The following is a 23,022-nucleotide window of genomic DNA, read 5'->3' on the forward strand; positions in this document are numbered from 1 at the left end:
CAAGACAATGTCGCGTCCACTGTGCAGCTCTGAAGGTACGGAACCCTTGTGTTCCGCTCCTCCTCAGACACCGTCCCGGGTAGCCGGGATGTGTGTCGGGGTGGGGTACATCTTCACAGTGTTACGGCGGTCATGGCGAAAGGGAAACGCCCGGTCTCATTCCGAACCCGGAAGCTAAGCCTTTCAGCGCCGATGGTACTGCCCGGGGGACCGGGTGGGAGAGTAGGACGCCGCCGGACATAACTCCCAGGACGGGGTCACAGCTACGGCTGTGGCCCCGTTCCTGCATTTCCGGCAGAGGCTGACGTGGGCACCCTGGCCGGTGCTCTCCGTAGCGGGAACACGTCGGCTCCCGACGATTCCACTGCACCGACGTGTCGACCGCGGCCGAACGCCGGCTGCCGTCCCGAGCGAGCTCCGGGACCTCGCCCTTGGAGACGTAGCCGAACTCGAGGCCGTCGCTGCAGGGTGCGATGCCCGGTGGTGTCGGTCTGATTCGTCAGGCCACTTATCGGCCGCGCAGGACGCCGACGGCCGGCGCGCCAGGAGCGGGCCGGCCGTCGGATGTGTCTGCGTGGTCAGGGGACCGCGCGTCGCAGCCCCAGGTATGCCAGAGCGGCGAGCGCGAGTGCGGCCACTGCGGGCAAGCCGATGGCGAAGGACTCCACCGAACGATCGGTCAGCCAGGCTCCCAGGTCGTCCCAGGCCCGGCGCCAGGTGAGCAGCACGACGAGGGCGCCGGTGCCCACGATCAGCGCGGCCGTCAGCGCGTAGATGCCCGTCGCCCCCCAGCGCTTGTAGAGCACACCCAGGCCGATCCCCATGAAGGCGAAGGCCATCATCGGGACGGCGAAGACGACGACCTGCAGGGCCGGGTTCCCGACGTCCACGGCTCCGGGGGCCCAGAACTCCAGTCCGACGCCCCAGCCGTTCGTGGCGTTCTCGACCGCGGTCAGCGCGGCCAGGGTGATGCCGAAGACGACCGCCTGCACGACGGCGACCAGCGCTGTCCCCAGGTAGAAGACCCGACGGCTGAGGCTGAGCCCCATCGCCAAGGGGAACACCATGGTCACCGCCTGGATGTAGGTCACCAGCACCGTGATGTACAGCGCGGCCAGACCGCCGGTGTTGGAGTCGCTTGCGCTGGTGTCCAGGTCACCGACGCCCCAGATCGCCAGGTTCACGACGAAGGCGAGCGCGACGATCGCCCAGCCGATCCCGACGGACAGGAGTGGGTTGATGAGCTGAAGGCGGGCGGCGCCGAGGACACGGTTCATCGGTGAGCTCCCTGCAGGGTGGCGCGGTCGAGAGTCGAGGGTGTGGCGGGCTGCGCCGCGGCGAGGCTCATGGCGACCACCAGCCGCTGGATCGACGTCTGCTCGACGGCCAGGCCGAGGGCCTTGGCCTCCTGTCGGGCCGTCGCCGTCGCCGTCCGGACGATCGCTCGCGTCTGGCCGGCCATCGACTCCTCGTGCAGGACGGCGTGGCCGGCGCCGAAGGTGGCCACCTGGGCCGCCGGGCCGGTGACGGTCAGCGCCGTGGACCGCAACGTCTCCGCGTCCGCATCCAGCAGCACCCGGCCGCGGTCGATGAGCAGGACGTGCTCGAGCAGGTCGCTGATCTCCTCGATGAGGTGTGTGGAGAGCAGGATCGTGCGGGGGTGCTCGGCGTAGTCGGCCAGCAGGCGGTCGTAGAAGAGCTGGCGCGCGACGGCGTCCAGGCCCAGGTACGGCTCGTCGAACAGCGTGACCGGTGCCCGCGAGGCCAGGCCCAGGACGATGCCGACGGCCGAGTTCATCCCCCGGGACAGCTTCTTGATCGGCCGCTTGCCGGGCAGGTCGAAGTCGGTGAGCAGCTGGTCGGCCAGTGGCTGGTCCCAGTGCGGGTAGAGGTGGGCGGCCGCGGAGATGGCGTCACATACCCGGAAGTGGTCCGGGTACCGCTGGCCCTCCTTGATGAAGCACATGCGGCTCAGCACACCGTCGTTCTCGTACGGCGCGGCACCGAGCACGGTCACCTGGCCTGCGGTGGGCACGCGGTGGCCGGTGAGCAGTTGCATGAGCGTGGTCTTGCCGGCGCCGTTCCGGCCGAGCAGGCCGGTGATCGTGTCCGCCTGCAGCGTGGTGGAGACGTCGGTCAGCGCGGTGTGTCCCCGGAAGCGCATGGTGACGCCCTCGAGCGTGGCGGCGGCGGTCACGACCGGCCTCCCCGCTCGCGCAGCAGCTGGACGATCTCGGCGATGCTGATGCCGACCTTGTCGGCCTCGGCCAGCAGGGGGGTGAGGTACTGCTCGGCGAACTCGCTGCGGCGCCGCTTGAGCAGCTGCTCCCGTGCGCCGGTGGCGACGAACATCCCTACTCCTCGTCTCTTGTAGAGGACCCCGTCGGCCACCAGCTGGTTCAGGCCCTTGGCGGCGGTGGCGGGGTTGATGCGGTGGAAGGCGGCCAGCTCGTTGGACGAGGGGGCCTGGCTCTCCTCGGCGAGGGAGCCGTCGACGATCGCGTCCTCGAGCTGGGTGGCGACCTGCCGGAAGATCGGGCCGGCGTCCTCGTTCACCGAGGCACACGACCCAGCAGGCTCGCTGGTTCGTTACTCATGTAATGAACCATAGAGCCGAGGAATCGCAGTGCACAAGTCCCCGCAACGGGACCGTCACACGGGCCAGCTACGTTCCTGACTCCGCCGGCTCGCCGACGTCAGGAGGACGACGCCCGTGTTGCTGTCCCCGCACGAGCAGGAACGGCTGATGCTCAGTTACGCCGCCGAGCTCGCCCGCCGCCGTCAGGCCCGGGGCCTGAAGCTCAACCTCCCCGAGGCGACCGCGATCGTCACCGACCACGTGCTCGAGGGCGCCCGGGACGGCGAGCTGGTCACCGACCTGATGCAGTCCGGCCGCACCGTCCTGACCCGGGACGACGTCATGGACGGCGTCCCCGAGCTGCTGGAGGAGGTGCAGGTGGAGGCGACCTTCCCGGACGGGACGAAGCTGGTGACGGTCCACCACCCGATCTCGTGATCCCCGGCGAGGTCATCACCGCCGAGGGCGTCATCGAGACGCTGCCCGGCGTGCCGCGGGTCGAGCTGGCGGTGCACAACACCGGCGACCGGCCGGTCCAGGTCGGCTCCCACTTCCACTTCGCCCAGGCCAACCGGGCACTGGCGTTCGACCGGGCTGCGGCGCACGGTCACCGGCTCGACATCGCCGCCGGCACGGCCGTCCGGTTCGAGCCCGGCATCCAGCGCACCGTCACCCTCGTCCCGCTGGCCGGCGCCCGCGTCGTCCCCGGGCTCACTGCGGAAGGTGGGCTGGCCTGATGGTGCAGCTGTCCCGGGAGCGCTACGCCCAGCTCTACGGACCGACGGTCGGCGACCGGATCCGCCTGGCCGACACCGACCTGCTCATCGAGGTCACCGAGGACCGCTGCGGTGGTCCCGGGCTGGCCGGTGAGGAGGCGGTGTTCGGCGGCGGCAAGGTGATCCGCGAGTCGATGGGGCAGGGGCGGGCGACCCGCGCCGAGGGCGCCCCCGACCTGGTGATCACCGGTGCGGTCGTGCTCGACCACTGGGGGGTCGTCAAGGCCGACGTCGGCATCCGGGACGGGCGGATCGTCGCGCTGGGCAAGGCCGGCAACCCGGACACGATGGACGGCGTCCACCCCGACCTGGTCATCGGCCCGGGCACCGAGGTGCTGGCCGGCAACGGCAAGATCCTCACCGCCGGGGGCATCGACTGCCACGTGCACTTCATCTGCCCGCAGATCGTGCCGACGGCGATCGGCTCGGGCATCACCACGATGATCGGCGGCGGCACCGGGCCGGCCGAGGGCTCCAAGGCCACCACCATCACCCCGGGCGACTGGTACCTGGCCCGGATGCTCGAGGCGATGGACGGGATGCCGGTCAACGTCGCGCTGCTGGGCAAGGGCAACACCGTCTCGGTCGACTCGCTGGAGGAGCAGCTCCGGGCCGGCGCCAGCGGGTTCAAGCTGCACGAGGACTGGGGCTCCACGCCGGCCGCGATCGACGCCGCGCTCACCGTGGCCGGGCGCAACGGCGTCCCGGTGGCCCTGCACTCCGACACCCTGAACGAGGCCGGCTTCGTCGAGGACACCCTGGCCGCGATCGCCGGCCGGAGCATCCACGCGTACCACACCGAGGGCGCCGGGGGCGGGCACGCGCCGGACATCATCACCGTCGCCGGGCACCCGAACGTGCTGCCCAGCAGCACGAACCCGACCCGGCCGCACACGGTGAACACCCTCGACGAGCACCTCGACATGCTCATGGTCTGCCACCACCTGGACAGCTCCGTGCCCGAGGACCTCGCCTTCGCCGAGAGCCGGATCCGGCCCACGACCATCGCCGCCGAGGACCTGCTGCACGACCTGGGCGCGATCTCGATGATCGGTTCCGATGCCCAGGCGATGGGCCGGGTCGGTGAGGTCGTGATGCGGACCTGGCAGACCGCGCACGTGATGAAGCGCCGCCGCGGCTCCCTGGCCGGCGACGGGGCAGCGGACAACCTGCGGGCCCGCCGGTACGTCGCCAAGTACACGATCTGCCCGGCGGTGGCGCACGGGATCGACGGCGAGGTCGGCTCGGTGAAGCCGGGGAAGCTCGCCGACCTGGTGCTCTGGGACCCGGGGACCTTCGGCGTCCGGCCGCACGTGGTGCTCAAGGGCGGGATGATCGCCTGGGGGCAGATGGGCGACGCCAACGCGTCGATCCCGACGCCGCAGCCGGTGCTGCCGCGGCCGATGTTCGGCGCGTACGGCCGGGTGCCGGCGCAGACCTCGGTGCACTTCGTCGCCCCGGCCGCGATCGAGGGCGGGCTGGCCGACCGGCTGGCGGTGGACCGGCGGCTGGTCGCCGTCACCGACACCACCCGGCTGGGGAAGGCGGACATGCCGGAGAACACCGCGCTGCCGGAGATCCGGGTCGACCCGGACACGTTCACCGTGTCGGTCGACGGCGAGGTCTGGGAGCCCGAGCCGGTCGCCGAGCTGCCGATGGCCCAGCGCTACTTCCTGTTCTGATGACGGCGGCGCTGCTCACCCTCGCCGACTCCCGACTGCCCGCTGGGGGACACACCCACTCCGGCGGCGTGGAACAGGCGATCGCGGCCGGGGTGCTCGCCGACCCGGGCTCGCTGGCGGTCTTCCTGCGCCGGCGGTTGGCCACCTCGGGAGCGGTGGCCGCCGGGCTGGCCGCGGCCGCGTGCCGGGCGGTGGACGACGCCGACCCGGTGGCCGCGCTCGACGCGCTGGACGCGGAGGCGGATGCCCGTACGCCCTCCCCGGCGCTGCGGGCCGCCTCCCGGCAGCAGGGCCGGGGGCTGGTCCGGGTCGGCAGCCGCGCCTGGCCGCACCCGGCCTGGGCCGCGCTGCGGGCTCAGCCGCACCACCCGCTGGCGCTCGGGGTCGCCGCGGCGACCGGCGGGCTCACCCCGCGGGACGCCGCGCACGCCGCCGCCTATCTCGCGATCAGCGGCCCGGCCACCGCCGCGCAGCGGTTGCTGGCCATGGACCCGATCACCGTGGCCGCGGTGACCGCCCGGCTGGCCCCCGAGGTCGACGAGGTCGCCGAGGCCTCCGCCGAGGACCTGCCGGCGGCCACCGACCCACTCCTCGACCTGCTCGCCGAACTGCACGCCGCACGCAACGACCGCTTCTTCGCCTCATGACCAGGAGTGCCCATGCCGCCTGACCACCGGATCGACGACTACGTCGACCCGTACACCCCCGAGCACCGGCACGGCGGCCCCCTGCGGGTCGGTCTCGGTGGACCGGTCGGCTCGGGCAAGACCGCCCTGGCGGCCGCGCTGTGCCGCACGCTGGGCGCCGAGTACGACCTCGCCGTCGTCACCAACGACATCTACACGACCGAGGACGCCGACTTCCTGCGCCGCAACGCCGTGCTGCCCGACGACCGGATCGAGGCGGTGCAGACCGGCTGCTGCCCGCACACCGCGATCCGCGACGACATCACCGCCAACCTCGACGCCGTGGAGCTGCTGGAGTCCCGGCACCCGGGGCTGGAGCTGGTGTTCGTCGAGTCCGGCGGGGACAACCTGACCGCCTCGTTCAGCTACGGGCTGGTGGACGTCCAGGTGTTCGTGGTCGACGTCGCCGGCGGGGACAAGGTGCCGCGCAAGGGCGGGCCCGGGGTGACCGCCTCGGACCTGCTCGTGGTCAACAAGACCGACCTCGCGCCGCTGGTCGGTGCCGACCTCGGGGTGATGCGCCGCGACTCCGACGCCGTCCGCGGGGACAAGCCGACGCTGCTGATCTCGCTGCGGGAGGACCCGGCGGCGACCGAGGTCGCCGAGTGGGTGCGGGAGCAGGTGCGCGCGAGGGCGTTGCAGACGGCGCCGTGAGGACGCTGGTGGAGGTGGTCGCCCGGTGCGACGCGCGGGGGCGCACGACCCTGCCGATCGTGCGCGCCAGCGGGCAGCTGGCCGTGCGGCGCACCGGCGCCGCCTCCGTGCACCTGGTCGCCACGGCGTTCGGCCCGCTGGGCGGGGACGACGTGGAGATCCGGCTCGTCGTGGAGGTAGGCGCCCGGCTCAGCGTCCACTCGGTGGCCGCGGCCGTCGTGCTGCCCGCCCGGGGGGAGTCCCCGCCGTCGCGGCAGGTGGTGCGCGCCGAGGTCTCCGGCGTGCTGCAGCTGGCGCCGGAGCCGACCGTGGTCACCGCGCGCGCCGACCACCGGGCCGAGCTGCACGCGCAGCTGGCCGACGGCGGCGAGCTGACCGCCACCGAGCAGGTGCTGCTCGGCCGGGTGGGTGAGGAGCCCGGTCGCTGGACCGGCACGACCCGGGTCGAGCGGGACGGTCGTCCGCTGGTGCACACCGCAATCGGCCTGGGGCCCGGGGCGCCGGCCTGGCTGCCGCCGGTCGCCCCCCGGGCCTACGTCTCCACGGTGTCGATCGGCGACGCGCGGCCCGAGGTGGCGACCGGGGTCGACGCCGTGCGGCTGCCGTTGCCCGGCGGTTGGGTGGGGACGGCGTGGGGCGACGAGCTGCACGACGCGGTGACCCGGCTGGCGTCGGTGTCGTCGCGACCGGTCGACGAGCTGGCGGAGGTGGCGCGGTGAGCGGGTCGTTCGTCGTCCGGGCCCGGCGGGTGGTGCTGCCCGACGGGGAGCGGTCGGCCGCGGTGCACGTGCAGGACGGCGTCATCGTCGCCGTCACCGGCTTCGGCGAGGTCGACGGCCAGGTGGTCACCCTCCCCGAGGACGAGGTGCTGCTCCCCGGGCTGGTCGACAGCCACGTGCACGTCAACGAGCCCGGGCGCACCGAGTGGGAGGGCTTCGTCTCGGCGACCCGCGCGGCGGCGGCCGGGGGCATCACCACGATCGTCGACATGCCGCTGAACTCGGTCCCGCCCACGGTCGACGTCGAGGCGTTGCACGTGAAACGCGCGGTGGCCGAGGGGCAGGTCAGCGTGGACGTCGCCTTCTGGGGCGGCGCCGTGCCCGGCAACGCCGGCCAGCTCCCACGACTGCTCGCCGCCGGGGCGGTGGGCGTGAAGTGCTTCCTGCTGGACTCCGGCGTACCGGAGTTCCCGCCGCTGGACGACGCCGGCCTCCGGGCCGCGCTCACCGAGCTGGCCGCCGTCGACGGGCTGCTCATCGCGCACTGCGAGGACGACGACGTGATCACCGCCGCCGCGCAGCCGGGTGGGCGGAGCTACGCCGACTTCCTCGCCTCGCGGCCGGGTGCGGCGGAGGAGACCGCGATCGGCCGGCTCATCGCCGCCGCCCGGGACACCGGCGCCCGGGTGCACGTCGTCCACCTCGCCGACGCCGGTGCGCTGCCGATGCTGCGGGCCGCCCGGGCGGAGGGGGTGCGGATCACCGTCGAGACCTGCCCGCACTACCTGACGTTCAGCGCCGAGGAGGTGCCCGACGGCGACACGTCGTTCAAGTGCTGCCCGCCGATCCGGGAGGCCGAGCACCGGGAGGCGCTGTGGCGCGCGCTGGCCGACGGGGACGTCGACCTGGTGGTCAGCGACCACTCGCCGTGCACGCCGGAGCTCAAGCGGCTGGACGTCGGCGACTTCGCGCTCGCCTGGGGTGGCATCGCCGGGCTGCAGGTGACCCTGCCGGTGGTGTGGAGCGGGGCCCGGGCGCGGGGGTTCTCCCTCGCCGACGTCGTCCGGTGGATGGCGGCCGCGCCGGCGCGGCTCACCGGGCTGACCGGCAAGGGCGCGATCGCCGTGGGCAAGGACGCCGACCTGGTGGCGTTCGCCCCCGACGAGCCGTGGCGGGTGGCGCAGCTGCACCACCGCAGCCCGGTCACGCCCTACGCGGGGCGGGAGCTGACCGGGGTGGTGCGCCGGACCTGGCTGCGCGGGCAGCCGCTGGTCGACGGGGCGGCTCCCCTCGGCCGGTTGCTCGAGCGATCGGAGTGGTGACGGGCCCGCGCCGTGCCACAGTGACCCGCGTCCGTCCCGATCCGTCTGGAGCCCGATGACCGACCCAGCCTTCCTCGCCCTCCCCGACCTGGCCCGTCGTGACCTCGGCGGCGCCGTCGTCGCTGCGAACGACGAGTTCTTCGCCGCCCGGGAGAACCTGGTGCTGCCGCACCCGGCCGTGCCGCGCACCGAGTTCGGGCACAAGGGCAAGGAGTACGACGGCTGGGAGACGCGCCGCCGGCGCAGCCCCGGGCACGACTGGGCGATCGTGCGGCTCGGGGCGCCGGGGATCGTGGCCGGCGTCGTCGTCGACACCGCGTTCTTCACCGGCAACTACCCGCCGCAGGCCTCGCTGGACGGCGCCGCGGTCGAAGGGCACCCGTCGGTCGAGGAACTCGCACGCGCGGACTGGCAGCCGCTGCTGCCGCTCGTCGACCTGGCCGGCGACACCGCCAACGCCTTCCCGGTGGAGTCCGACCGCCGGTACACGCACGTGCGGCTGTCCATCCACCCCGACGGCGGGGTGGCCCGGCTGCGGGTGCACGGCACCGTCGTCCCGGACCCGCGACTGGTGGACGCCGGGCCGTTCGACCTGGCCGCCCTGGAGAACGGCGGACGGGTCACCGGCGTGAGCAACGCCCACTACGGCAGCCCGCACCAGCTGATCGGCCGCGGCTCGGCCCGGTCGATGGGCGAGGGCTGGGAGAACGCCCGCCGCCGCGGCGGGGGCAACGACTGGGTCGACGTCGACCTGGCCTGCGAGGGCGTGGTCACCCTCGCCGAGCTGGATACCTCGTACTTCCTCGGCAACGCCCCGGGCACCGCGTCGCTCACCGGGCGCACCGCCGACGGCGCGGAGGTCGTGCTGCTGCCCCGCACCCGGCTACAGCCGGACACCCGGCACCGGTTTGTGCCCGACGGGGAGGCGGGAGTGAGCAGCGTGCGGCTGGACGTCTTCCCCGACGGCGGGATGGCCCGGCTGCGGTTGTGGGGGCGGCCCACCGCCGCCGGCCGCGCCGCACTGGGACGCCGCTGGTTCGACGCGCTGCCCGACGTCCCGGCCCTGGAGGTGCTGGGCTCGCTCGGCGTCGACCCGAGTGAAGCGGGCCGGCTGGTCGGGCACCGCCCGCTGACCGGCGAACTCCCGCCCGCCGTCCGCTCCCTGCTCGACGGTCGGGCCGGCTGACGGGGCTGGTCAGGTCCCCGTGATGTGCTCCGGTCGCACCGGCACCCGGGTCAGCGGGAGGCCGGTCGCGGCGCGGATGGCGGCGAGCACCGCGGGGCCGGAGGAGATGTTGGGTGCCTCGCCGACCCCGCGCAGGCCGTAGGGGGCGTGCGGGTCGGCGTACTCGAGGACCTCGATGCGCATCGGCGGCATGTCCAGGATGGTCGGGATCAGGTAGTCGGTGAACGACGGGTTCCGCACCTTGCCGTCCTTGATCAGGATCTCCTCCATCACCGCCAGCCCCAGCCCCTGCGCGGTCCCGCCCTGGATCTGGCCGACCACCGCCTGCGGGTTGATCGCCTTGCCGACGTCCTGGGTGCAGGCCATCTCGACCACCTTGACCAGCCCGAGCTCGGTGTCGACGTCGACCACGGCCCGGTGTGCGGAGAAGGCGTACTGCACGTGCGCGAACCCCTGGCCGGTCTCCGGGTCGATAGCCTCGGTGGGGCGGTGCCGCCACTCGAGGGTCTCCTCCAGCACGTCGTCACCCAGCAGGTCGGCCAGCGGGACGGTGATGTCCTCGCTGTCGGACACCACGGCACCACCGGCCAGCCGCAGGTCGGGAACGGTCCGTCCCACCAGTCGCTCGGCCCGGGCGACCACCTGCTCGCGCACCTTCTCACACGCGGCCTTGACCGCCCCGCCGGTGACGTAGGTCTGCCGGGAGGCCGAGGTCGATCCGGCCGATCCCACGTTGGTGTCCTTGGGGTGCACGACGACGCGCTCCACCCCGAGCTCGGTGCGGGCGATCTGCTGTTCGACGGTGACCAGCCCCTGGCCGACCTCCGCCGCCGCCGTGTGCACGGTCGCGGTCGGTTCGCCGCCGACCACCTCCAGGCGCACCCGGGCGGTGGAGTGGTCGTCGTAGCCCTCGGAGAAGGCGACGTTCTTGTACGCCACGGCGTAGCCGACCCCGCGCCGGACGCCCTCCCCGTGGGTGGTGTTGGAGACCCCGCCGGGCATGTCGCGCAGGTCGACCTCGCCGTCGCCGGACGCGGCAGGCAGCGGCATGGCCTCCAGTCGGCGCAGCAGCTCCGCGACCGGGGCCGGGCTGTCGATCACCTGGCCGGTGGGGGTCGCCGACCCCTCCTCCATCGCGTTGCGGCAGCGCAGCTCCACCGGGTCCATGCCCAGCTCGGCGGCGAGGGCGTCCATCTGCGACTCGTAGGCGAAGGCGGTCTGCACCGACCCGAAGCCGCGCATCGCCCCGCACGGCGGGTTGTTCGTGTACGCGCCGTAGCAGTCGACGTGCACGTTGGGGACGACGTAGGGGCCGATCCCCATCGTCCCGCCGTTGCCCACCACGGCCGGGGTGCTGGAGGCGTAGGCGCCACCGTCGAAGTAGATCGCCGCCTTGACGTAGACCAGCTCGCCGTCCCGGGTGGCGCCGTGCTCGTAGCGCATGGTCGCCGGGTGGCGGTGCACGTGGCCGAAGAAGGACTCCTCCCGGTTGTAGGACATCTTCACCGGGCGCCCGGTGCGCAGGGCCAGCAGGCAGGCGTGCACGTGCATCGACAGGTCCTCGCGGCCGCCGAAGGCGCCGCCCACGCCGGCCAGCGTCAGCCGCACCTGCTCGGGCGGCAGGGCGAGGGCGGAGCAGATCTGCTTCTGGTCCACGTGCAGCCACTGGGTGGCGACGTGCAGCTCCACGCCGCCGTCCTCGGTCGGCACGGCGAGGCCGGCCTCCGGGCCGAGGAAGGCCTGGTCCTGCATCCCCACCTCGTACTCGCCCACCACGACGACGTCCGCGGTCGGGGCCGGGTCACCGGTGCGGACCTTCAGGTGCCGCACCAGGTTCCCCTCCGGGTGCAGGTGGGCGCTCTCCCGGCTGAGCTCGGTGACCTCGGCGGTGGTGTCGTGCACCTGGTTCCAGGTCGGGTGCCCCAGCGCGGTGCGCGCGTCGGTGACCGGCTCCAGCACGTCGTAGTCGACGTGGATGCGGGCGGCGGCCAGCCGGGCGGTCTCCGGGTGGTCGGCGGCGACCAGCGCCACCGGTTCGCCCTGGTAGCGGACGACGTCGAGGGCCAGCACCGGCTGGTCGGCCAGCTCGAGCCCGTAGACCTTCTCGCCGGGCACGTCGTCGGAGGTGAGCACGGCGGAGACGCCGGGGGTGGCCAGCGCCGCGCTGGTGTCGACCGAGCGGATCCGGGCGTAGGGGTGCGGGCTGCGGAGGGTGACCCCCCAGAGCATGTCCTCCATCCAGAGGTCGCTGCCGTAGGCGAACTCGCCGCGGACCTTGAGGACGCCGTCGGGCCGCTGGGCGTCGTCGCCGACCCCGCCGCTGCCCGGCCCGGTCAGGTGCTCCGGTGCCCCGGTCGGCGTGCGGGTCGGCGTGCTCATCGGTCTCCCCCTGCTGTGGGCTCGGCCATCCGGTCCGCGGCGAGCCGGACGGCGTCCAGGATCTTCTCGTAGCCGGTGCACCGGCAGAGGTTGCCGGCCAGCGCCTCGCGGGTCTCGGCGTCACTGGGCCGGCCGTGCCGGGCGATCAGGTCGTGCGTGGCCACCAGCAGCCCGGGCGTGCAGAAGCCGCACTGGACGGCGCCGGCGTCCAGGAAGGCCTGCTGCACCGGGTGCAGCGCCTCGGGGTCGGCCAGCCCCTCGACGGTGCCGACCTGCCGGCCCTCGGCCTGGCCGGCGGCGACCAGGCAGGCGCAGACCGGCAGGCCGTCGAGGTAGACGGTGCAGGAGCCGCACTCGCCCTGCTCGCAGGCGTTCTTCGACCCGGGGAGGCCCATCCGCTCCCGCAGGACGTAGAGCAGGCTCTCGCCCTCCCAGACGTCGTCCACGTGCTGCTCGGTGCCGTTCACGGTGCAGGTCAGACGCACGTCAGGCCTCCTGGTTCGCGGAGCGGTGGTCGGCCCAGGCCCAGGTCAGGGCGCGGCGGGCCATCACGGACAGCGCGTGGACGCGGTAGCGGGCGCTGCCGCGGACGTCGTCGATCGGGGCGGCCGCAGCGGCGACCAGCTCCCCGAAGCGGGCGATGGTCGCCTCCGGCAGCTCGGCACGGGACTCCCACAGGCCGCTGCTGTCGAGCTCGCCGGCCAGGAACTCCTCGGCGGCGGGGGCGCGGCGCGGGGTCGGCGCGGCCGAGCCGATGCCGGTGCCGACCGCGCGGCGGTCCGGGTGCAGGGCGAGGCCGAACGCCGCGACGGAGATGACCATCGCGTTGCGGGTGCCGATCTTGCTGTACTGCTGCGGGCCGCTCGGCGGGACGACGTGGACGGCGGTGATGAGCTCGTCGCCGTCCATCGCGTTGCGCTTGACCCCGGTGTAGAAGTCGTCGATCGGGATCCGGCGGGTGCCGCGCACGGAGGCCACCTCGACCTCGGCCCCCGCGGCAAGCAGCGCGGGGTGGGCGTCGCCGGCCGGTGACGCGGTGGCGAGGTTGCCGGCGACCGTGCCCCGGTTGCGGATCTGCGGGGAGCCGATGGTCCGGGAGGCCATGGCCAGGCCCGGCAGCCGGTCGCCGAGCTCGCTGATCACCCGGGCGTAGCTGACCCCGGCCCCCAGCCGGACCGCGCCGTCCGTGACCGCCCAGTCGCGCAGGTCGGCGACCCGGGTGAGGTCGAGGAGCAGCGCCGGGCGGAGGTGGCCGAAGTTGAGGCCCACCATCACGTCGGTGCCCCCGGCGATCGGCACGGCGTCGGGATGGGCGGCCTTCGCCTCCAGCGCCTCCGTCCAGGTGACCGGTTGCAGGAAGTCCATGGGGCTCCTCATCGGTGGGGGACGGTCACGGTAGCCCCGCAGTGTCACGGGGCGATGACGGCCGGGCGCCAGGGCGGGTCAGGACGGCGTGAGGACGACGAGCTGCTGCGTCGCCCGGGTCATCGCCACGTAGCGGTCGACCGCGCCGCCGATGCCCGCGCCGGACGCCGCCTGGTCGACGAGGACGACCAGGTCGAACTCCAGGCCCTTCACCAGCGCCGGGGTCAGCGACCGGACGCGGGGTCCGGCACGGAACGACGGGGCCCCGATGACGCACGCCGTCCCCTCCTCGTGTCCGGCGAGCCAGTCGTCGACGATCGTCCCCAGCTCGGCGAGGGACCCGTACCGGACCGGGACGCCGGTGCTGCGGACCGACGTCGGCACGTTGGCGTCCAGCAGGACGGCCCGGATGACCGGCTCGGCGGCGGCCATGACCTCCTCCGGGGTCCGGTAGTTGAGGGTCAGGGACGCGACGCCGATCCGGCCGAGCCCGACCCGCTCCAGCCGCTCCGGCCACGACTCGGTGAACCCGTGCCTGGCCTGGGCGCGGTCCCCGACGACGGTGAAGCTCCGCGACGGGCAGCGGAGCAGCAGCATCTGCCACTCGGCGTCGGTGAGCTCCTGGGCCTCGTCCACCACGACGTGCGCGAACGGGCCGGCGAGCACGTCCGGCGTGGCGGTGGGCAGGGCGACGTCGTCGACCAGGGCGTCCTGCAGGTCCTGGTGCTGCAGGGTCGTCATCAGCAGGAGCTCGGAGTCGTCGGCGGCGATCAGGTCGTCGATGACGGTCGCCATGCGCTCCCGTTCCGCGGCGACGGCGGCCACGTGCCGACGCGTCCGGTCGAACGCCTCCGGGTCGCCCAGCCGCTGCCGGGCCGCGTCCAGCAGCGGCAGGTCGGCCGTCGTCCAGGCGCGGGCGTCGGCGCGCTGCAGCGCCCGGACCTCGTCCGGGCCGAGCCAGGGGGCGCACCGGCGCAGGTAGGCGGGCACCGACCACAGGTCGCCGACGACGTCGGCCGCGTCGAGCGCCGGCCACGCCCGGTCGAAGGCCCTGCGCAGCTCCCGGTCCTGCTCCAGTGACCTGCGGAGCAGGTCGGCCGGCACGTCGTCGTCGTGCGCGTCCACCAGGACCCGGAGCAGCTCCGCCCACACCTCGCCGCGCGCCTCGTTGTGCGGCGCGCCGGGCTCGGGCGCGGCGAACGCCTCGGCCCAGTCGTCGGGGCCGAGCTCGACCTCCGCCCAGGGCGTCTGGATCGTGAGCCCGCGTCGGGGTGGCTCCTCGTAGAAGCCGACCGCGGCCTCGACCGCCGTCACCAGGTCCGCGGCGGACTTCAGGCGGGTGACCTCCGGGTCGGTCTCCACCGCCGCCGTCGCCCCCTCGGGCACGAGGTCCCGGAGGGTGCAGGTGCGCACCCCCTCCTCGCCCAGGCTGGGCAGGACGTCGGCGACGTAGGACAGGTAGGGCTGGTGCGGGCCGACCACCAGCACCCCGCCGCGGCGGGAGCCGACGTGTGGGTCGGACCAGAGCAGGTAGGCCGCCCGGTGCAGGGCGACGACGGTCTTGCCCGTCCCCGGACCGCCGTCGACGACCAGCGTGCCGGCGGACCCCGCGCGGATGATCGCGTCCTGGTCGGCCTGGATGGTGCCGAGCACGTCGCGCATCCGGGCCGACCGCGTGCTGCCCAGGCTGGCGAGGAAGGCGGACTGGTCGTCGAGGGCCGCGTGCCCCTCCAGCGCCTCGGCGGTGAACACCTCGTCCCAGTAGTCGCTGACCCGGCCGCGGGTCCAGCGGTACCGGCGGCGGCTGACCAGCCCCATCGGGTCGGCGTGGGTGGCGCCGAAGAACGGCTCGGCCGCAGGCGAGCGCCAGTCGACGAGCAGCCGGCGACCGGCCCCGTCGGTGAGGCCCAGCCGCCCGACGTAGACCGGCTCGGGGTCGGCGGCGCGGACGACGCGCCCCAGGCAGAGGTCCAGGCCGAAGCGGCGCAGGGTGCGCAGCCGGGCGGAGAGCCGGTGCACCTCCAGGTCCCGGTTCAGCGCCGCCTCACCCGTGCCGCCGGACGCGCGCCGCTCGGCGGCGAGGCGGTCGGCCAGGTCGGCGATCGACTCCTCGAGGCTGGTGGCGATGGCGGCGAAGTGCCGCTCGTCGGTGGCGATCAGCGCCGGGTCGGCCTTGGCGGTGAGGTGGTCGGGGAGGTCGAAGGCACGGGTGCTGAGCGGGGGCATGCAGTTGGCTCCGTCCTGGCGGCTGCGGCATACCTGCAGGTCAGGGCCGCGGTCGACGATCCTCCGGCACCCCCCGGGTCTTGCCGCAAGCCCCCGGGTGCGCTATAGCTTGGAGTTGGCGGGGGAGCTCGTACACACGCCGGACACGTCCACGCGGCAGGATGCGCGAGGTGCAGACCGCTGACCTGCTCGTGCACGACGCCGAGCTGATCGCCACCGTCGACGACGCCCGCCGCGAGCTGCCCGGAGGCTGGGTCGCGATCACCGACGGCGTGGTCAGCGGCCTCGGTGGCCCGGGCGACCCGCAGCCGGCCGCCGTCCGGCGGGTCGACGCCCGTGGCTGCCTGGTCACGCCCGGGCTGGTGAACACCCACCACCACCTGTACCAGAACCTGACCCGCGCCTACGCCCCCGCGCTCACCGGCGGGCTGTTCGACTGGCTGGTCACGCTGTACCCGCTGTGGGCCCGGCTCGACGAGGAGGCGGCGTACGTCAGCGCGTACGTCGGGCTGGCCGAGCTGGCGCTGTCCGGCTGCACCACGTCGACCGACCACCTCTACGTCCACCCGCGCGGCGCCGGCGACCTGATCTCCGCGGAGGTGGCCGCGGCACGGGAGCTCGGCGTCCGGTTCTCACCCACCCGCGGGTCGATGTCGCTGTCCGTCAAGGACGGCGGCTTGCCGCCGGACTCGGTGGTGCAGGACGACGACGAGATCCTGGCCGACTCGCAGCGGCTGGTGCAGGCCCACCACGACCCCGCACCCACCGCGATGACCCGGATCGCGCTGGCGCCCTGCTCCCCGTTCAGCGTCACCCCCGACCTGATGCGCCGGACGGCGGAGCTGGCCGAGTCCCTCGACGTCCGGTTGCACACCCACCTCGCCGAGACCCAGGACGAGGACGCCTTCTGCCTGGCGACCTTCGGCCGGCGACCGGTCGACCACCTGGCCGATGTCGGCTGGATGACCGACCGGACGTGGCTCGCGCACGTGGTCTGGCCGGACGCCGAGGAGGTCACCCGGCTCGGCGCGGCCGGGGTCGGGGCAGCGCACTGCCCCTCGTCGAACATGATCCTGGGCAGCGGTCTCGCCCCGGTGGCCGAGCTGCGGGCGGCCGGCGCGCCGGTCGGGCTGGGCGTCGACGGCTCGGCGTCGGCGGACTCCGCGTCGCTGTGGCTGGAGGCCCGCACCGCGATGCTGCAGGGCAAGCTCCGGCACGGCGCCGCGGCGATGTCGGCCCGGGACGCGCTGGAGATCGCCACCCGCGGGGGCGCCGCCTGCCTGGGCCGGGCCGGCGAGATCGGCGAGCTGTCCATCGGCGCCTGCGGTGACCTCGCGATCTGGTCACTGGAGGGCGTGCGGTTCGCCGGTGCGCTGTCGGACCCGGTGGAGGCCTGGCTGCGCTGCGGTCCGGTGTCCGCACGGCACACCGTCGTGGCGGGGCGTTTCGTGGTCTCCGACGGCGCCGTCGTGCACCCCGGGCTCGAGGAGCAGCTCGCCGTCCACCGGCGGGTGGCGCAGCGGATGCAGGCCCCGCTCGGCTGAGCGGGCGCCGGGGTCAGGTGGAGAGCTCGCCGCGGACCACCGAGACGCCGGAGTGCGTCGGGTCGCCGTCGAGCGGCTCGACCGAGACGTCGACCAGCGGGTAGGCGGCGAGGTCGATGCCGTCGGGCAGCCGCAGCACGGTCGCGCCCTGCCGGACGATGCCGACCGGCACCATCCGCTGGGCGTCGGCCTGCAGCAGCCACACCTCGTAGTAGGCGTCCTGCAGTGCGGGCACGTCGAGGTCGACCTGCAGCTCGCGGATCCCGCCGCGCTCCCGGACCTCCGCGTTCCCCGACGCGATCTGCTCCGGCAGCGGATCGAGGCCGGCCTGGGCCACCACGGCGCCGCCGGGGCCGTCCTGGGTGACCGCGACCGCCCCGGCGCCGATCAGGCCACCCACGAGCACGGCGGCGGCCAGCGGCAGCCACCGGGTCGCCGGCCGGCGAGCGGACCGCGACCGGAAGGGCATGACGGTCGCCCCTGCCGGAGTGGAGTCAGTCGATCCGGGAACGTCCGTTTCGACCTCGGTCGGCCCGGGCATGGGGACCTCGCGCGACAGTCCGGCCTCGATCTCGGCCGGGCGGGGGGAGACAGTGACCCCGGTCGCGGCGGCGATGGCGGCCCAGACCTGCGGGGGTGGGGCCATCGCCTGGCTGGGCGCGGCCAGCGCAGGGACGGCGAGGACGTCGACGCTCCGCCGGAGCGAGGCGACCTCCTGCTCGCACTCGGCACAGTCGGTCAGGTGCGCGGCGCACTCGGGCGACGGCTGCTCGCCGAGGGCGGCCAGAGCCAGCTCGTCAGGATCGCAGTGCTGCACCGTCCACCTCCAACCGGTCTCGCAGGCGCTCCAGGGTGCGTCTGATGTGGCTCTTCACGGTGCCCAGCGGGATGCCGGTGCGTGCCGCGATCTGTGCATGGGTCAGGTCTTCGAAGAACGCGAGCTCGATGATGCTTCGTTGCGGCTGGCCGATCCGGTTCAACTCGCCCAGCAGGAGCACCCGGTCGGCCACCTCGGTGGCCAGCTCGCTGCCGGGGCCGGCGGTCGGGGCCGAGCGGGCCTCGCTCGCGGCCGCCTCGGTCGACCGACGCTGCCGTTCCCGCTTGGCCCAGGTGTCGGCGATCTTGTGCCGGCACACCCCCACCAGCCAGGCCGGCAGTGCCCCTTGGTCGGGTCGGTACCGAGCGCGCCCGGTCCAGGCCGAGATGAAGGTCTGCTGGGTGACGTCCTCGGCATCGGGGCCGGGCCCGAAGGCCCGCACCGCCATGCCGTGCACCTGCGCCGCCCATCGCTCGTAGGCCCACGCGAGGGCCTGCTCGTCGCCGTCGACGAAGCGCCGGGCGACCTCGACGTCGTCCGGCTCGGCGCTCTGCTGCACCGAGCCCTCGGTGGTGGGCACGTCAGCGACCGTACCCAGTGGTGGCCGACGGACGGCCAGGAGGCTCATGGGAGCGGTTCGGCAACGACGACCACGTTGTCGCGATAGCTGCGGATCTCGGGAATGAACGGACCACCACAGGTGACCAGCACCAGCCGGGGCGGACCGTCCCGGCCGAAGATCGTGTCCAGTGGCAGGACCTGCTTGGTGATCAGCTCGCGGGAGACCACCTGCCAGCGGGTCTCCTCGCCGTTCGCGCCGGTGACCACGACGACGTCGCCGACCTCGGCGCTGCGCAGCGGAGCCAGGGCGCCCAGCCCCTGCTCCCGGTCGTCGACGTGCCCGGCGAGCACCGCCGAGCCGTCGTCCCCGGGCGCGGGACCGAAGCGGTACCAGCCGACCCGGTCCACGTCCTCCGGCAGCTCCATCTGGCCGTCCGGGGAGACCCCCACCGGGTCCAGCGGGGCGTCCACGCCCCGGGCCGGCAGGCTCAGCCGGACCGGAGCCGGGACCGGTGCGGCCACGGTGGGAGCCGCGTCCCGGGTGGTCACCGGCGGGAGGTCGAGTGCGGGCGCCGACGGCGGCACCGCCCCGGAGGGCGGTGCCGCCGACGGTGACGGTGCCGTCGTCGAGGACGACGGCGTGTCGATCGCCTGCTCCACCGTGGTGCCCGCCGTCGTGTCGGGCCGGGTCAGCGCCCAGGTGACCGGTGTCCCGATCGCCAGGACGAGGCCCAGGACCAGCACGACGACGGAGCTGCGCACGGTGGTGCCTCTGTTCCCGGTCGGGTCAGACCCGGCTGGTGGCGTACTTGCGGCCGGCGAAGGCAGCAGCGGCGAGGCCGGCCACGGTCAGGCCGACCAGCGGCGCCGGCATGCCCTCGTCAGCGGCCAGGCCGGCGGAGCCACCGGGGACGCCGGTCGGGGCGGAGGCCCCGGCCTGGACCGTCTGGGTGGCGAGCTCGTAGCCGGCGTCACCAGAACCCCACGCGTAGACGACCGTGTTGGCGCCCTCGGCCACGGTCAGGTCGGCCGGGCCGATCGCCACGGTGTCGGTGCCGGCGAGCACCACGTCGGCGCTCACGTTGCCGGCCGGGACGGTCAGCGACTCCTCGTTCGGGTTGACCAGGCCGTCGATGATGACCTCGCCACCGGCCCGGACGTCGACGGCGGGCGCCGCGGCCACGTGGCGCACGGTGAGTCGGCCCTCGCCCGCGGGGACGGCGGAGGTGTCGTTCACGAACGGGGTGAGCTGCGGGGCGCCGGCCTCGGTGAGGTGGGCGACCACGGTGGCGTCGGCGCCGGCCGGGATCTCCACGTCCTCCAGGCTGACCGCGACCTCGGCGGTCTCCGGGTCGGCACCGGCCGGGTACACCGTCAGGTCGTACTCGCCGCCGGGCAGCGTGAGGGGACCGGCGAGGGTGCCCGGCTCGAAGTCGGCGATGAGCTCCTCGCCGTTGGCGTAGACGTCGACCGGGGTCTCCGGGATGGCGTGCAGGACCGAGACGGTCGCGGTGTGCGAGTCGGCCAGCGCGGGGGTGGCCGCGAAGAGCAGGGCGAACGCGCCGGTGGCGCCGGCGGTGAGGGCGATCGGGCGGGTCTTGACCACGATGACGTTCCTTTCGTTGGATTGGACTGTCACCCGGTTCTTCCTGCCCGCCCCCGTTCCTGGATGCACCTCGTCCGTACAACGATCCGGACTCAGGCCGCTAGGGCGGTGGCCAGCAGGTCCAGCTGCTCGACGGTGGAGTCCAGGTGCGGGGAGACGCGGAGCACCGGCCCGGCGAGCTCCCGGGGTGCCCGTTCCCGGTTGGCCGCCGTCGTCAGCAGGCCGTGCTCGGTGCGCAGCCGGGCCACGACCTCCCGGACGTCGACGCCGTCCGGGGGGCGCAGCGTGGTGATCGCCGTCGGCTCGTCCAGCGGCTCGGCGACCTGCCACCCGCCCCGGCCGTCGAGCCGTTCGCGGGTGGCGCGGCCCAGCGCCGCGAGCCGCTCGCGCACCCGGTGCGGGCCGGCGGCCAGGTGCTCGCCGACGGCCACGACCAGTCCGACCCGGCCGGCCACGTGCGCGTCGTGCGACTCGAACCAGCGGGCGTGGTCGACGCCGGTCCGGTCGTCGTCGTGGAGCTCCGGGCCGACCAGCGGGGTCAGCTGACCGCTGAGCGCCGGGCGCAGGACGAGGAAGCCGACGCCGCGCGGCCCGGCGAGCCACTTGCGGGACGTGCCGTAAGCCGCGTCGGCGCCCAGGTCGCAGTCGACGTGGCCGAGGGCCTGCGCCACGTCCAGCACCAGGGGGACGTCAGCGGCCCGGCACAGCGCGGCCAGCTCCCGGCCGGGCTGGACGACGCCGCGGTGGCTGGCCACCAGGGTGACGTGCACGAACGCCGGCGGGTCGTCGCGCAGCGCCCGCTCGACGCCGGCCAGGTCGGCTCGGCCCAGGGCGTCGGCGGGCAGCACCACCGGGGTCAGCCCGGCGTCGGTGAACGTGGCGGCGTTGTGCCAGTACTCCCCGGGGAGCACGGCCACCCGGGCGCCGGGAGCCAGCCGCCAGCGGGAGACCAGCGTGCGCACCGACGCCGACGCGCTCTCGGTGAAGGCCAGGTCGGCCGCGGCCATCCCGACCAGCCCGGCCAGCACCGAGCGGCCCTGCTGCAGCAGCCCCTCGGCGGCCTGCTCGGCGACGTAGCCGCCCAGCTCCGCCTCGTGCCGGGCGTGCCGGGCGACGGCGTCGAGCACCTCGGTGCTCTGCCGGCTGCACGCGGCGTGGTCCAGGTGCACGCCGGCCGGTCGCACGCGGGCGGCGCGCCAGGCGTCGCCGAGGTCGTCGTGCGGGAGGCTGCTCACCGCCCGGAGGCCAGCGGACCGGGCACCGACAGGGAGACCGCGACGTCCCCGGCCGGATCGGTCCACCAGTGGGTCATCCGCAGGCCGGCGGCGGCCAGCTCCTGCTCGACCCGGGCCCGGCGGAACTTGGTCGACACCTCGGTGCGCATCTCCTCCCCGGCAGTGAAGGGCACCGTCAACTCGATCGCGGCCAGGTCCACGACCTGGTCCCGGGTCGACCGCAGCCGCATCTCGACCCGCTCCTGCTCGGCGTCCCACACCGCGACGTGCTCGAACGCGGCCGGGTCGGCGTCGCCCGACAGCTCCCGGTTCAGCACCGCGAGCACGTTCCGGTTGAACGCCGCGGTCACCCCGGCGGCGTCGTCGTAGGCGCGGACCAGCCGGTCGGGGTCCTTCACCAGGTCGGTGCCGAGCAGGAAGGAGTCCCCCGGCCGCAGGGTCGCCGCGAGGGAGGACAGGAAGGCCGCCCGCGGCCCGGGCTCCAGGTTGCCGATCGTGGAGCCCAGGAAGGCGACCAGCCGGCGGCCCTCCTGCGGCAGGTCGCCCAGGTGCACGGTGAAGTCGGCGACCACCGCGTCGACCGCCGTCCCCGGGTAGGCCGCGGTGATCTGCGCACCGGCGGACCGCAGCACCGAGGGGTCGACGTCGACCGGCACGAAGCGGCGCAGGGTGCCGGCCTCGGCCAGCGCGGTGAGCAGCAGCCGGGTCTTCTCCGAGGTGCCGCTGCCCAGCTCGACCAGCGTGTCGGCGCCGGTGGCCGCGGCGACGTCCGCGGCGCGCTCGGCCAACAGGGCCCGTTCCGCGCGGGTCGGGTAGTACTCCGGCAGCCGGGTGATCTCGTCGAACAGCTCGCTGCCGCGCTCGTCGTAGAACCAGCGGGGCGGCAGCGTCTTCGGGCTCGCCGTCAGGCCGGCGCGCACGTCGGCGGCGAGCGCAGCGCCGGCGTCGACCGGGCCGAGGTGGTCGGTGAGCGTGAACGTCATGCGGGCTCCGATGCATCGAGGGGGGTCAGGGTCAGGCCGTCGGGGGTGACCTCGACGAGCGTCCGGTCGGGGACGTCGGACCAGCGCGGGTCGTCGTCCCACGGTTCGCTGGCCAGCGCCGTCCCCTCGTCGGTGGCCAGCACCGACAGGGTGTCGCCCCAGGTGGTGGCCAGCAGGCGGGTGCCGTCGGCGGCGAGCAGGTTGAGCCGGGCGGCCGGGTCGGCGGCCCCCACCTCGCGGACGGTCTCGCCGAGCGCCGCCATGCCCCGGGAGAAGACCAGCGCGGCCAGCAGCGCGCTGTCCACCACCGACTCGGCGTCCCGGGCCGGGGGCAGCACCGCCCGGTCGACCCGGCCGTTGTGCGAGAGCAGCCAGCGGCCGTCGGTGAACGGGGCGGCCGCCGCCTCCTCGATCGGCATCCCCACGGTCGCCGAGCGCACCGCGGCCAGCACGCAGCGGGCCGAGACGGCAGGGGCGACCGAGGCGAAGGACGCCGACCCCCACAACGGCTGCGCCGACCGCCAGCGGGCCGGCTCCGGGCGGCCCTCGGCCCAGAAGCCCACGCCCCAGCCGTCGGCGTTCACCGTGCCGTACCGCTGCCGGCGGGGGGCGTGCGCCTGCACCAGCAGGGACGACGGCGGGTCGAGCACCAGCGCGGCCAGCGTGCGCGGCTGCCCGAGCCAGGCCAGGTGCCGGCACATCA

23 protein-coding genes and 1 rRNA gene are annotated in these 23,022 nt (G+C 74.5%); 10 read left to right on the forward strand and 14 right to left on the reverse strand.

What is annotated here, in order from left to right; genetic code table 11:
- The first annotated feature begins 122 nt into the window (after nt 1–122).
- Nucleotides 123–239, forward strand: a 5S ribosomal RNA gene (gene rrf / locus O2W53_RS00005).
- Between the two features lie 339 nt (nt 240–578).
- Here the strand turns inward: rrf and O2W53_RS00010 are convergent.
- From O2W53_RS00010 to O2W53_RS00020, 3 genes are read right to left on the reverse strand one after another with little or no spacing between them, the layout of a single operon-like run.
- Nucleotides 579–1,277, reverse strand: coding sequence for a hypothetical protein (locus O2W53_RS00010; RefSeq protein ID WP_269160988.1), 699 nt, complete (start codon nt 1,275–1,277; stop codon nt 579–581).
- Nucleotides 1,274–2,197 (reverse strand): ABC transporter ATP-binding protein, encoded by a 924-nt coding sequence (locus O2W53_RS00015; RefSeq protein ID WP_269160989.1) that lies wholly within the window; start codon nt 2,195–2,197, stop codon nt 1,274–1,276. Before O2W53_RS00015 ends, O2W53_RS00010 begins: the two co-directional genes overlap by 4 nt.
- The gene (locus O2W53_RS00020; protein WP_036339582.1) at nt 2,194–2,556 is read right to left on the reverse strand and encodes a GntR family transcriptional regulator; all 363 of its coding nucleotides are present in this window, start codon (nt 2,554–2,556) and stop codon (nt 2,194–2,196) included. Before O2W53_RS00020 ends, O2W53_RS00015 begins: the two co-directional genes overlap by 4 nt.
- Nucleotides 2,557–2,713: 157 nt before the next feature.
- Between O2W53_RS00020 and O2W53_RS00025 the strand changes: the two genes are divergently transcribed.
- Genes O2W53_RS00025 through alc form a run of 8 tightly spaced genes read left to right on the forward strand, consistent with a single transcriptional unit; the run spans nt 2,714 to nt 9,603 of the window.
- A complete protein-coding gene (locus O2W53_RS00025; protein WP_269159297.1) occupies nt 2,714–3,016 on the forward strand; it encodes an urease subunit gamma in 303 nt (100 codons plus the stop codon).
- Nucleotides 3,013–3,315 carry an urease subunit beta gene (locus O2W53_RS00030; RefSeq protein ID WP_269160990.1) on the forward strand — a complete coding sequence of 101 codons (303 nt, stop codon included), beginning with the start codon at nt 3,013–3,015 and terminating at the stop codon, nt 3,313–3,315. The genes O2W53_RS00025 and O2W53_RS00030 overlap by 4 nt, the downstream gene beginning before the upstream one ends.
- Nucleotides 3,315–5,036, forward strand: a complete 1,722-nt coding sequence (locus tag O2W53_RS00035; RefSeq protein WP_269160991.1) for an urease subunit alpha — start codon at nt 3,315–3,317, stop codon at nt 5,034–5,036. The genes O2W53_RS00030 and O2W53_RS00035 overlap by 1 nt, the downstream gene beginning before the upstream one ends.
- A complete protein-coding gene (locus tag O2W53_RS00040) occupies nt 5,036–5,683 on the forward strand; it encodes an urease accessory protein UreF (RefSeq protein WP_269160992.1) in 648 nt (215 codons plus the stop codon). Before O2W53_RS00035 ends, O2W53_RS00040 begins: the two co-directional genes overlap by 1 nt.
- Before the next feature lie 12 nt (nt 5,684–5,695).
- Nucleotides 5,696–6,376 (forward strand): urease accessory protein UreG, encoded by a 681-nt coding sequence (gene ureG / locus O2W53_RS00045; RefSeq protein ID WP_269160993.1) that lies wholly within the window; start codon nt 5,696–5,698, stop codon nt 6,374–6,376.
- Nucleotides 6,373–7,095 carry an urease accessory protein UreD gene (locus O2W53_RS00050; protein ID WP_269160994.1) on the forward strand — a complete coding sequence of 241 codons (723 nt, stop codon included), beginning with the start codon at nt 6,373–6,375 and terminating at the stop codon, nt 7,093–7,095. Before ureG ends, O2W53_RS00050 begins: the two co-directional genes overlap by 4 nt.
- The gene (gene allB, locus O2W53_RS00055; protein WP_269160995.1) at nt 7,092–8,417 is read left to right on the forward strand and encodes an allantoinase AllB; all 1,326 of its coding nucleotides are present in this window, start codon (nt 7,092–7,094) and stop codon (nt 8,415–8,417) included. Before O2W53_RS00050 ends, allB begins: the two co-directional genes overlap by 4 nt.
- Nucleotides 8,418–8,472: 55 nt before the next feature.
- Nucleotides 8,473–9,603 carry an allantoicase gene (alc, locus tag O2W53_RS00060; RefSeq protein WP_269160996.1) on the forward strand — a complete coding sequence of 377 codons (1,131 nt, stop codon included), beginning with the start codon at nt 8,473–8,475 and terminating at the stop codon, nt 9,601–9,603.
- 9 nt (nt 9,604–9,612) lie between these two features.
- Here alc and pucD read toward each other — a convergent pair whose 3' ends face one another.
- The 4 genes from pucD to helR all read right to left on the reverse strand — a co-directional run bounded on the left by pucD (nt 9,613) and on the right by helR (nt 15,573).
- Nucleotides 9,613–11,982, reverse strand: a complete 2,370-nt coding sequence (gene pucD, locus O2W53_RS00065) for a xanthine dehydrogenase subunit D (protein ID WP_269160997.1) — start codon at nt 11,980–11,982, stop codon at nt 9,613–9,615.
- Nucleotides 11,979–12,467 (reverse strand): (2Fe-2S)-binding protein, encoded by a 489-nt coding sequence (locus O2W53_RS00070; RefSeq protein WP_269160998.1) that lies wholly within the window; start codon nt 12,465–12,467, stop codon nt 11,979–11,981. The genes pucD and O2W53_RS00070 overlap by 4 nt, the downstream gene beginning before the upstream one ends.
- A gap of 1 nt (nt 12,468) precedes the next feature.
- The gene (locus tag O2W53_RS00075; protein WP_269160999.1) at nt 12,469–13,347 is read right to left on the reverse strand and encodes an FAD binding domain-containing protein; all 879 of its coding nucleotides are present in this window, start codon (nt 13,345–13,347) and stop codon (nt 12,469–12,471) included.
- Between the two features lie 78 nt (nt 13,348–13,425).
- The gene (helR, locus tag O2W53_RS00080) at nt 13,426–15,573 is read right to left on the reverse strand and encodes an RNA polymerase recycling motor ATPase HelR (RefSeq protein WP_269161000.1); all 2,148 of its coding nucleotides are present in this window, start codon (nt 15,571–15,573) and stop codon (nt 13,426–13,428) included.
- A 170-nt stretch (nt 15,574–15,743) separates the two neighbouring features.
- Here helR and O2W53_RS00085 point away from each other — a divergent pair, with 170 nt between their 5' ends.
- Nucleotides 15,744–17,117: an 8-oxoguanine deaminase gene (locus O2W53_RS00085; protein ID WP_269161001.1), complete on the forward strand. Its 1,374-nt coding sequence runs from the start codon at nt 15,744–15,746 to the stop codon at nt 17,115–17,117.
- Nucleotides 17,118–17,130: 13 nt separating this feature from the next.
- Here O2W53_RS00085 and O2W53_RS00090 read toward each other — a convergent pair whose 3' ends face one another.
- The 7 genes from O2W53_RS00090 to egtC all read right to left on the reverse strand — a co-directional run bounded on the left by O2W53_RS00090 (nt 17,131) and on the right by egtC (nt 23,020).
- On the reverse strand, nt 17,131–17,934 hold the full coding sequence (locus O2W53_RS00090) for an anti-sigma factor (protein ID WP_269161003.1): 804 nt from the start codon (nt 17,932–17,934) through the stop codon (nt 17,131–17,133).
- The gene (locus tag O2W53_RS00095; RefSeq protein WP_269161004.1) at nt 17,915–18,514 is read right to left on the reverse strand and encodes an RNA polymerase sigma factor; all 600 of its coding nucleotides are present in this window, start codon (nt 18,512–18,514) and stop codon (nt 17,915–17,917) included. Before O2W53_RS00095 ends, O2W53_RS00090 begins: the two co-directional genes overlap by 20 nt.
- Nucleotides 18,515–18,558: 44 nt before the next feature.
- Nucleotides 18,559–19,257: a class F sortase gene (locus O2W53_RS00100; protein ID WP_269161005.1), complete on the reverse strand. Its 699-nt coding sequence runs from the start codon at nt 19,255–19,257 to the stop codon at nt 18,559–18,561.
- Between the two features lie 25 nt (nt 19,258–19,282).
- Nucleotides 19,283–20,101: a DUF4397 domain-containing protein gene (locus O2W53_RS00105; RefSeq protein ID WP_269161006.1), complete on the reverse strand. Its 819-nt coding sequence runs from the start codon at nt 20,099–20,101 to the stop codon at nt 19,283–19,285.
- Between the two features lie 92 nt (nt 20,102–20,193).
- Nucleotides 20,194–21,336 carry an ergothioneine biosynthesis PLP-dependent enzyme EgtE gene (gene egtE / locus O2W53_RS00110; RefSeq protein WP_269161007.1) on the reverse strand — a complete coding sequence of 381 codons (1,143 nt, stop codon included), beginning with the start codon at nt 21,334–21,336 and terminating at the stop codon, nt 20,194–20,196.
- Complete coding sequence (egtD, locus tag O2W53_RS00115) at nt 21,333–22,319, reverse strand: L-histidine N(alpha)-methyltransferase (protein WP_269161008.1); 987 nt, start codon at nt 22,317–22,319, stop codon at nt 21,333–21,335. The genes egtE and egtD overlap by 4 nt, the downstream gene beginning before the upstream one ends.
- Nucleotides 22,316–23,020 (reverse strand): ergothioneine biosynthesis protein EgtC, encoded by a 705-nt coding sequence (egtC, locus tag O2W53_RS00120; RefSeq protein WP_269161009.1) that lies wholly within the window; start codon nt 23,018–23,020, stop codon nt 22,316–22,318. Before egtC ends, egtD begins: the two co-directional genes overlap by 4 nt.
- Nucleotides 23,021–23,022: the final 2 nt, after the last annotated feature.

The sequence above is a fragment of the Modestobacter sp. VKM Ac-2978 genome (genome assembly GCF_026968025.1).
GTDB lineage: Bacteria > Actinomycetota > Actinomycetes > Mycobacteriales > Geodermatophilaceae > Modestobacter.

What these genes read in the sequence shown, in the direction of transcription:
- O2W53_RS00010 (WP_269160988.1), bottom strand. Translation starts at nt 1,277, where the DNA reads ATGAACCGTGTCCTCGGCGCCGCCCGCCTTCAGCTCATCAACCCACTC.
- O2W53_RS00035 (WP_269160991.1), top strand. Translation starts at nt 3,315, where the DNA reads ATGGTGCAGCTGTCCCGGGAGCGCTACGCCCAGCTCTACGGACCGACG.
- O2W53_RS00040 (WP_269160992.1), top strand. Translation starts at nt 5,036, where the DNA reads ATGACGGCGGCGCTGCTCACCCTCGCCGACTCCCGACTGCCCGCTGGG.
- ureG (WP_269160993.1), top strand. Translation starts at nt 5,696, where the DNA reads ATGCCGCCTGACCACCGGATCGACGACTACGTCGACCCGTACACCCCC.
- alc (WP_269160996.1), top strand. Translation starts at nt 8,473, where the DNA reads ATGACCGACCCAGCCTTCCTCGCCCTCCCCGACCTGGCCCGTCGTGAC.
- pucD (WP_269160997.1), bottom strand. Translation starts at nt 11,982, where the DNA reads ATGAGCACGCCGACCCGCACGCCGACCGGGGCACCGGAGCACCTGACC.
- O2W53_RS00075 (WP_269160999.1), bottom strand. Translation starts at nt 13,347, where the DNA reads ATGGACTTCCTGCAACCGGTCACCTGGACGGAGGCGCTGGAGGCGAAG.
- helR (WP_269161000.1), bottom strand. Translation starts at nt 15,573, where the DNA reads ATGCCCCCGCTCAGCACCCGTGCCTTCGACCTCCCCGACCACCTCACC.
- egtD (WP_269161008.1), bottom strand. Translation starts at nt 22,319, where the DNA reads ATGACGTTCACGCTCACCGACCACCTCGGCCCGGTCGACGCCGGCGCT.
- egtC (WP_269161009.1), bottom strand. Translation starts at nt 23,020, where the DNA reads ATGTGCCGGCACCTGGCCTGGCTCGGGCAGCCGCGCACGCTGGCCGCG.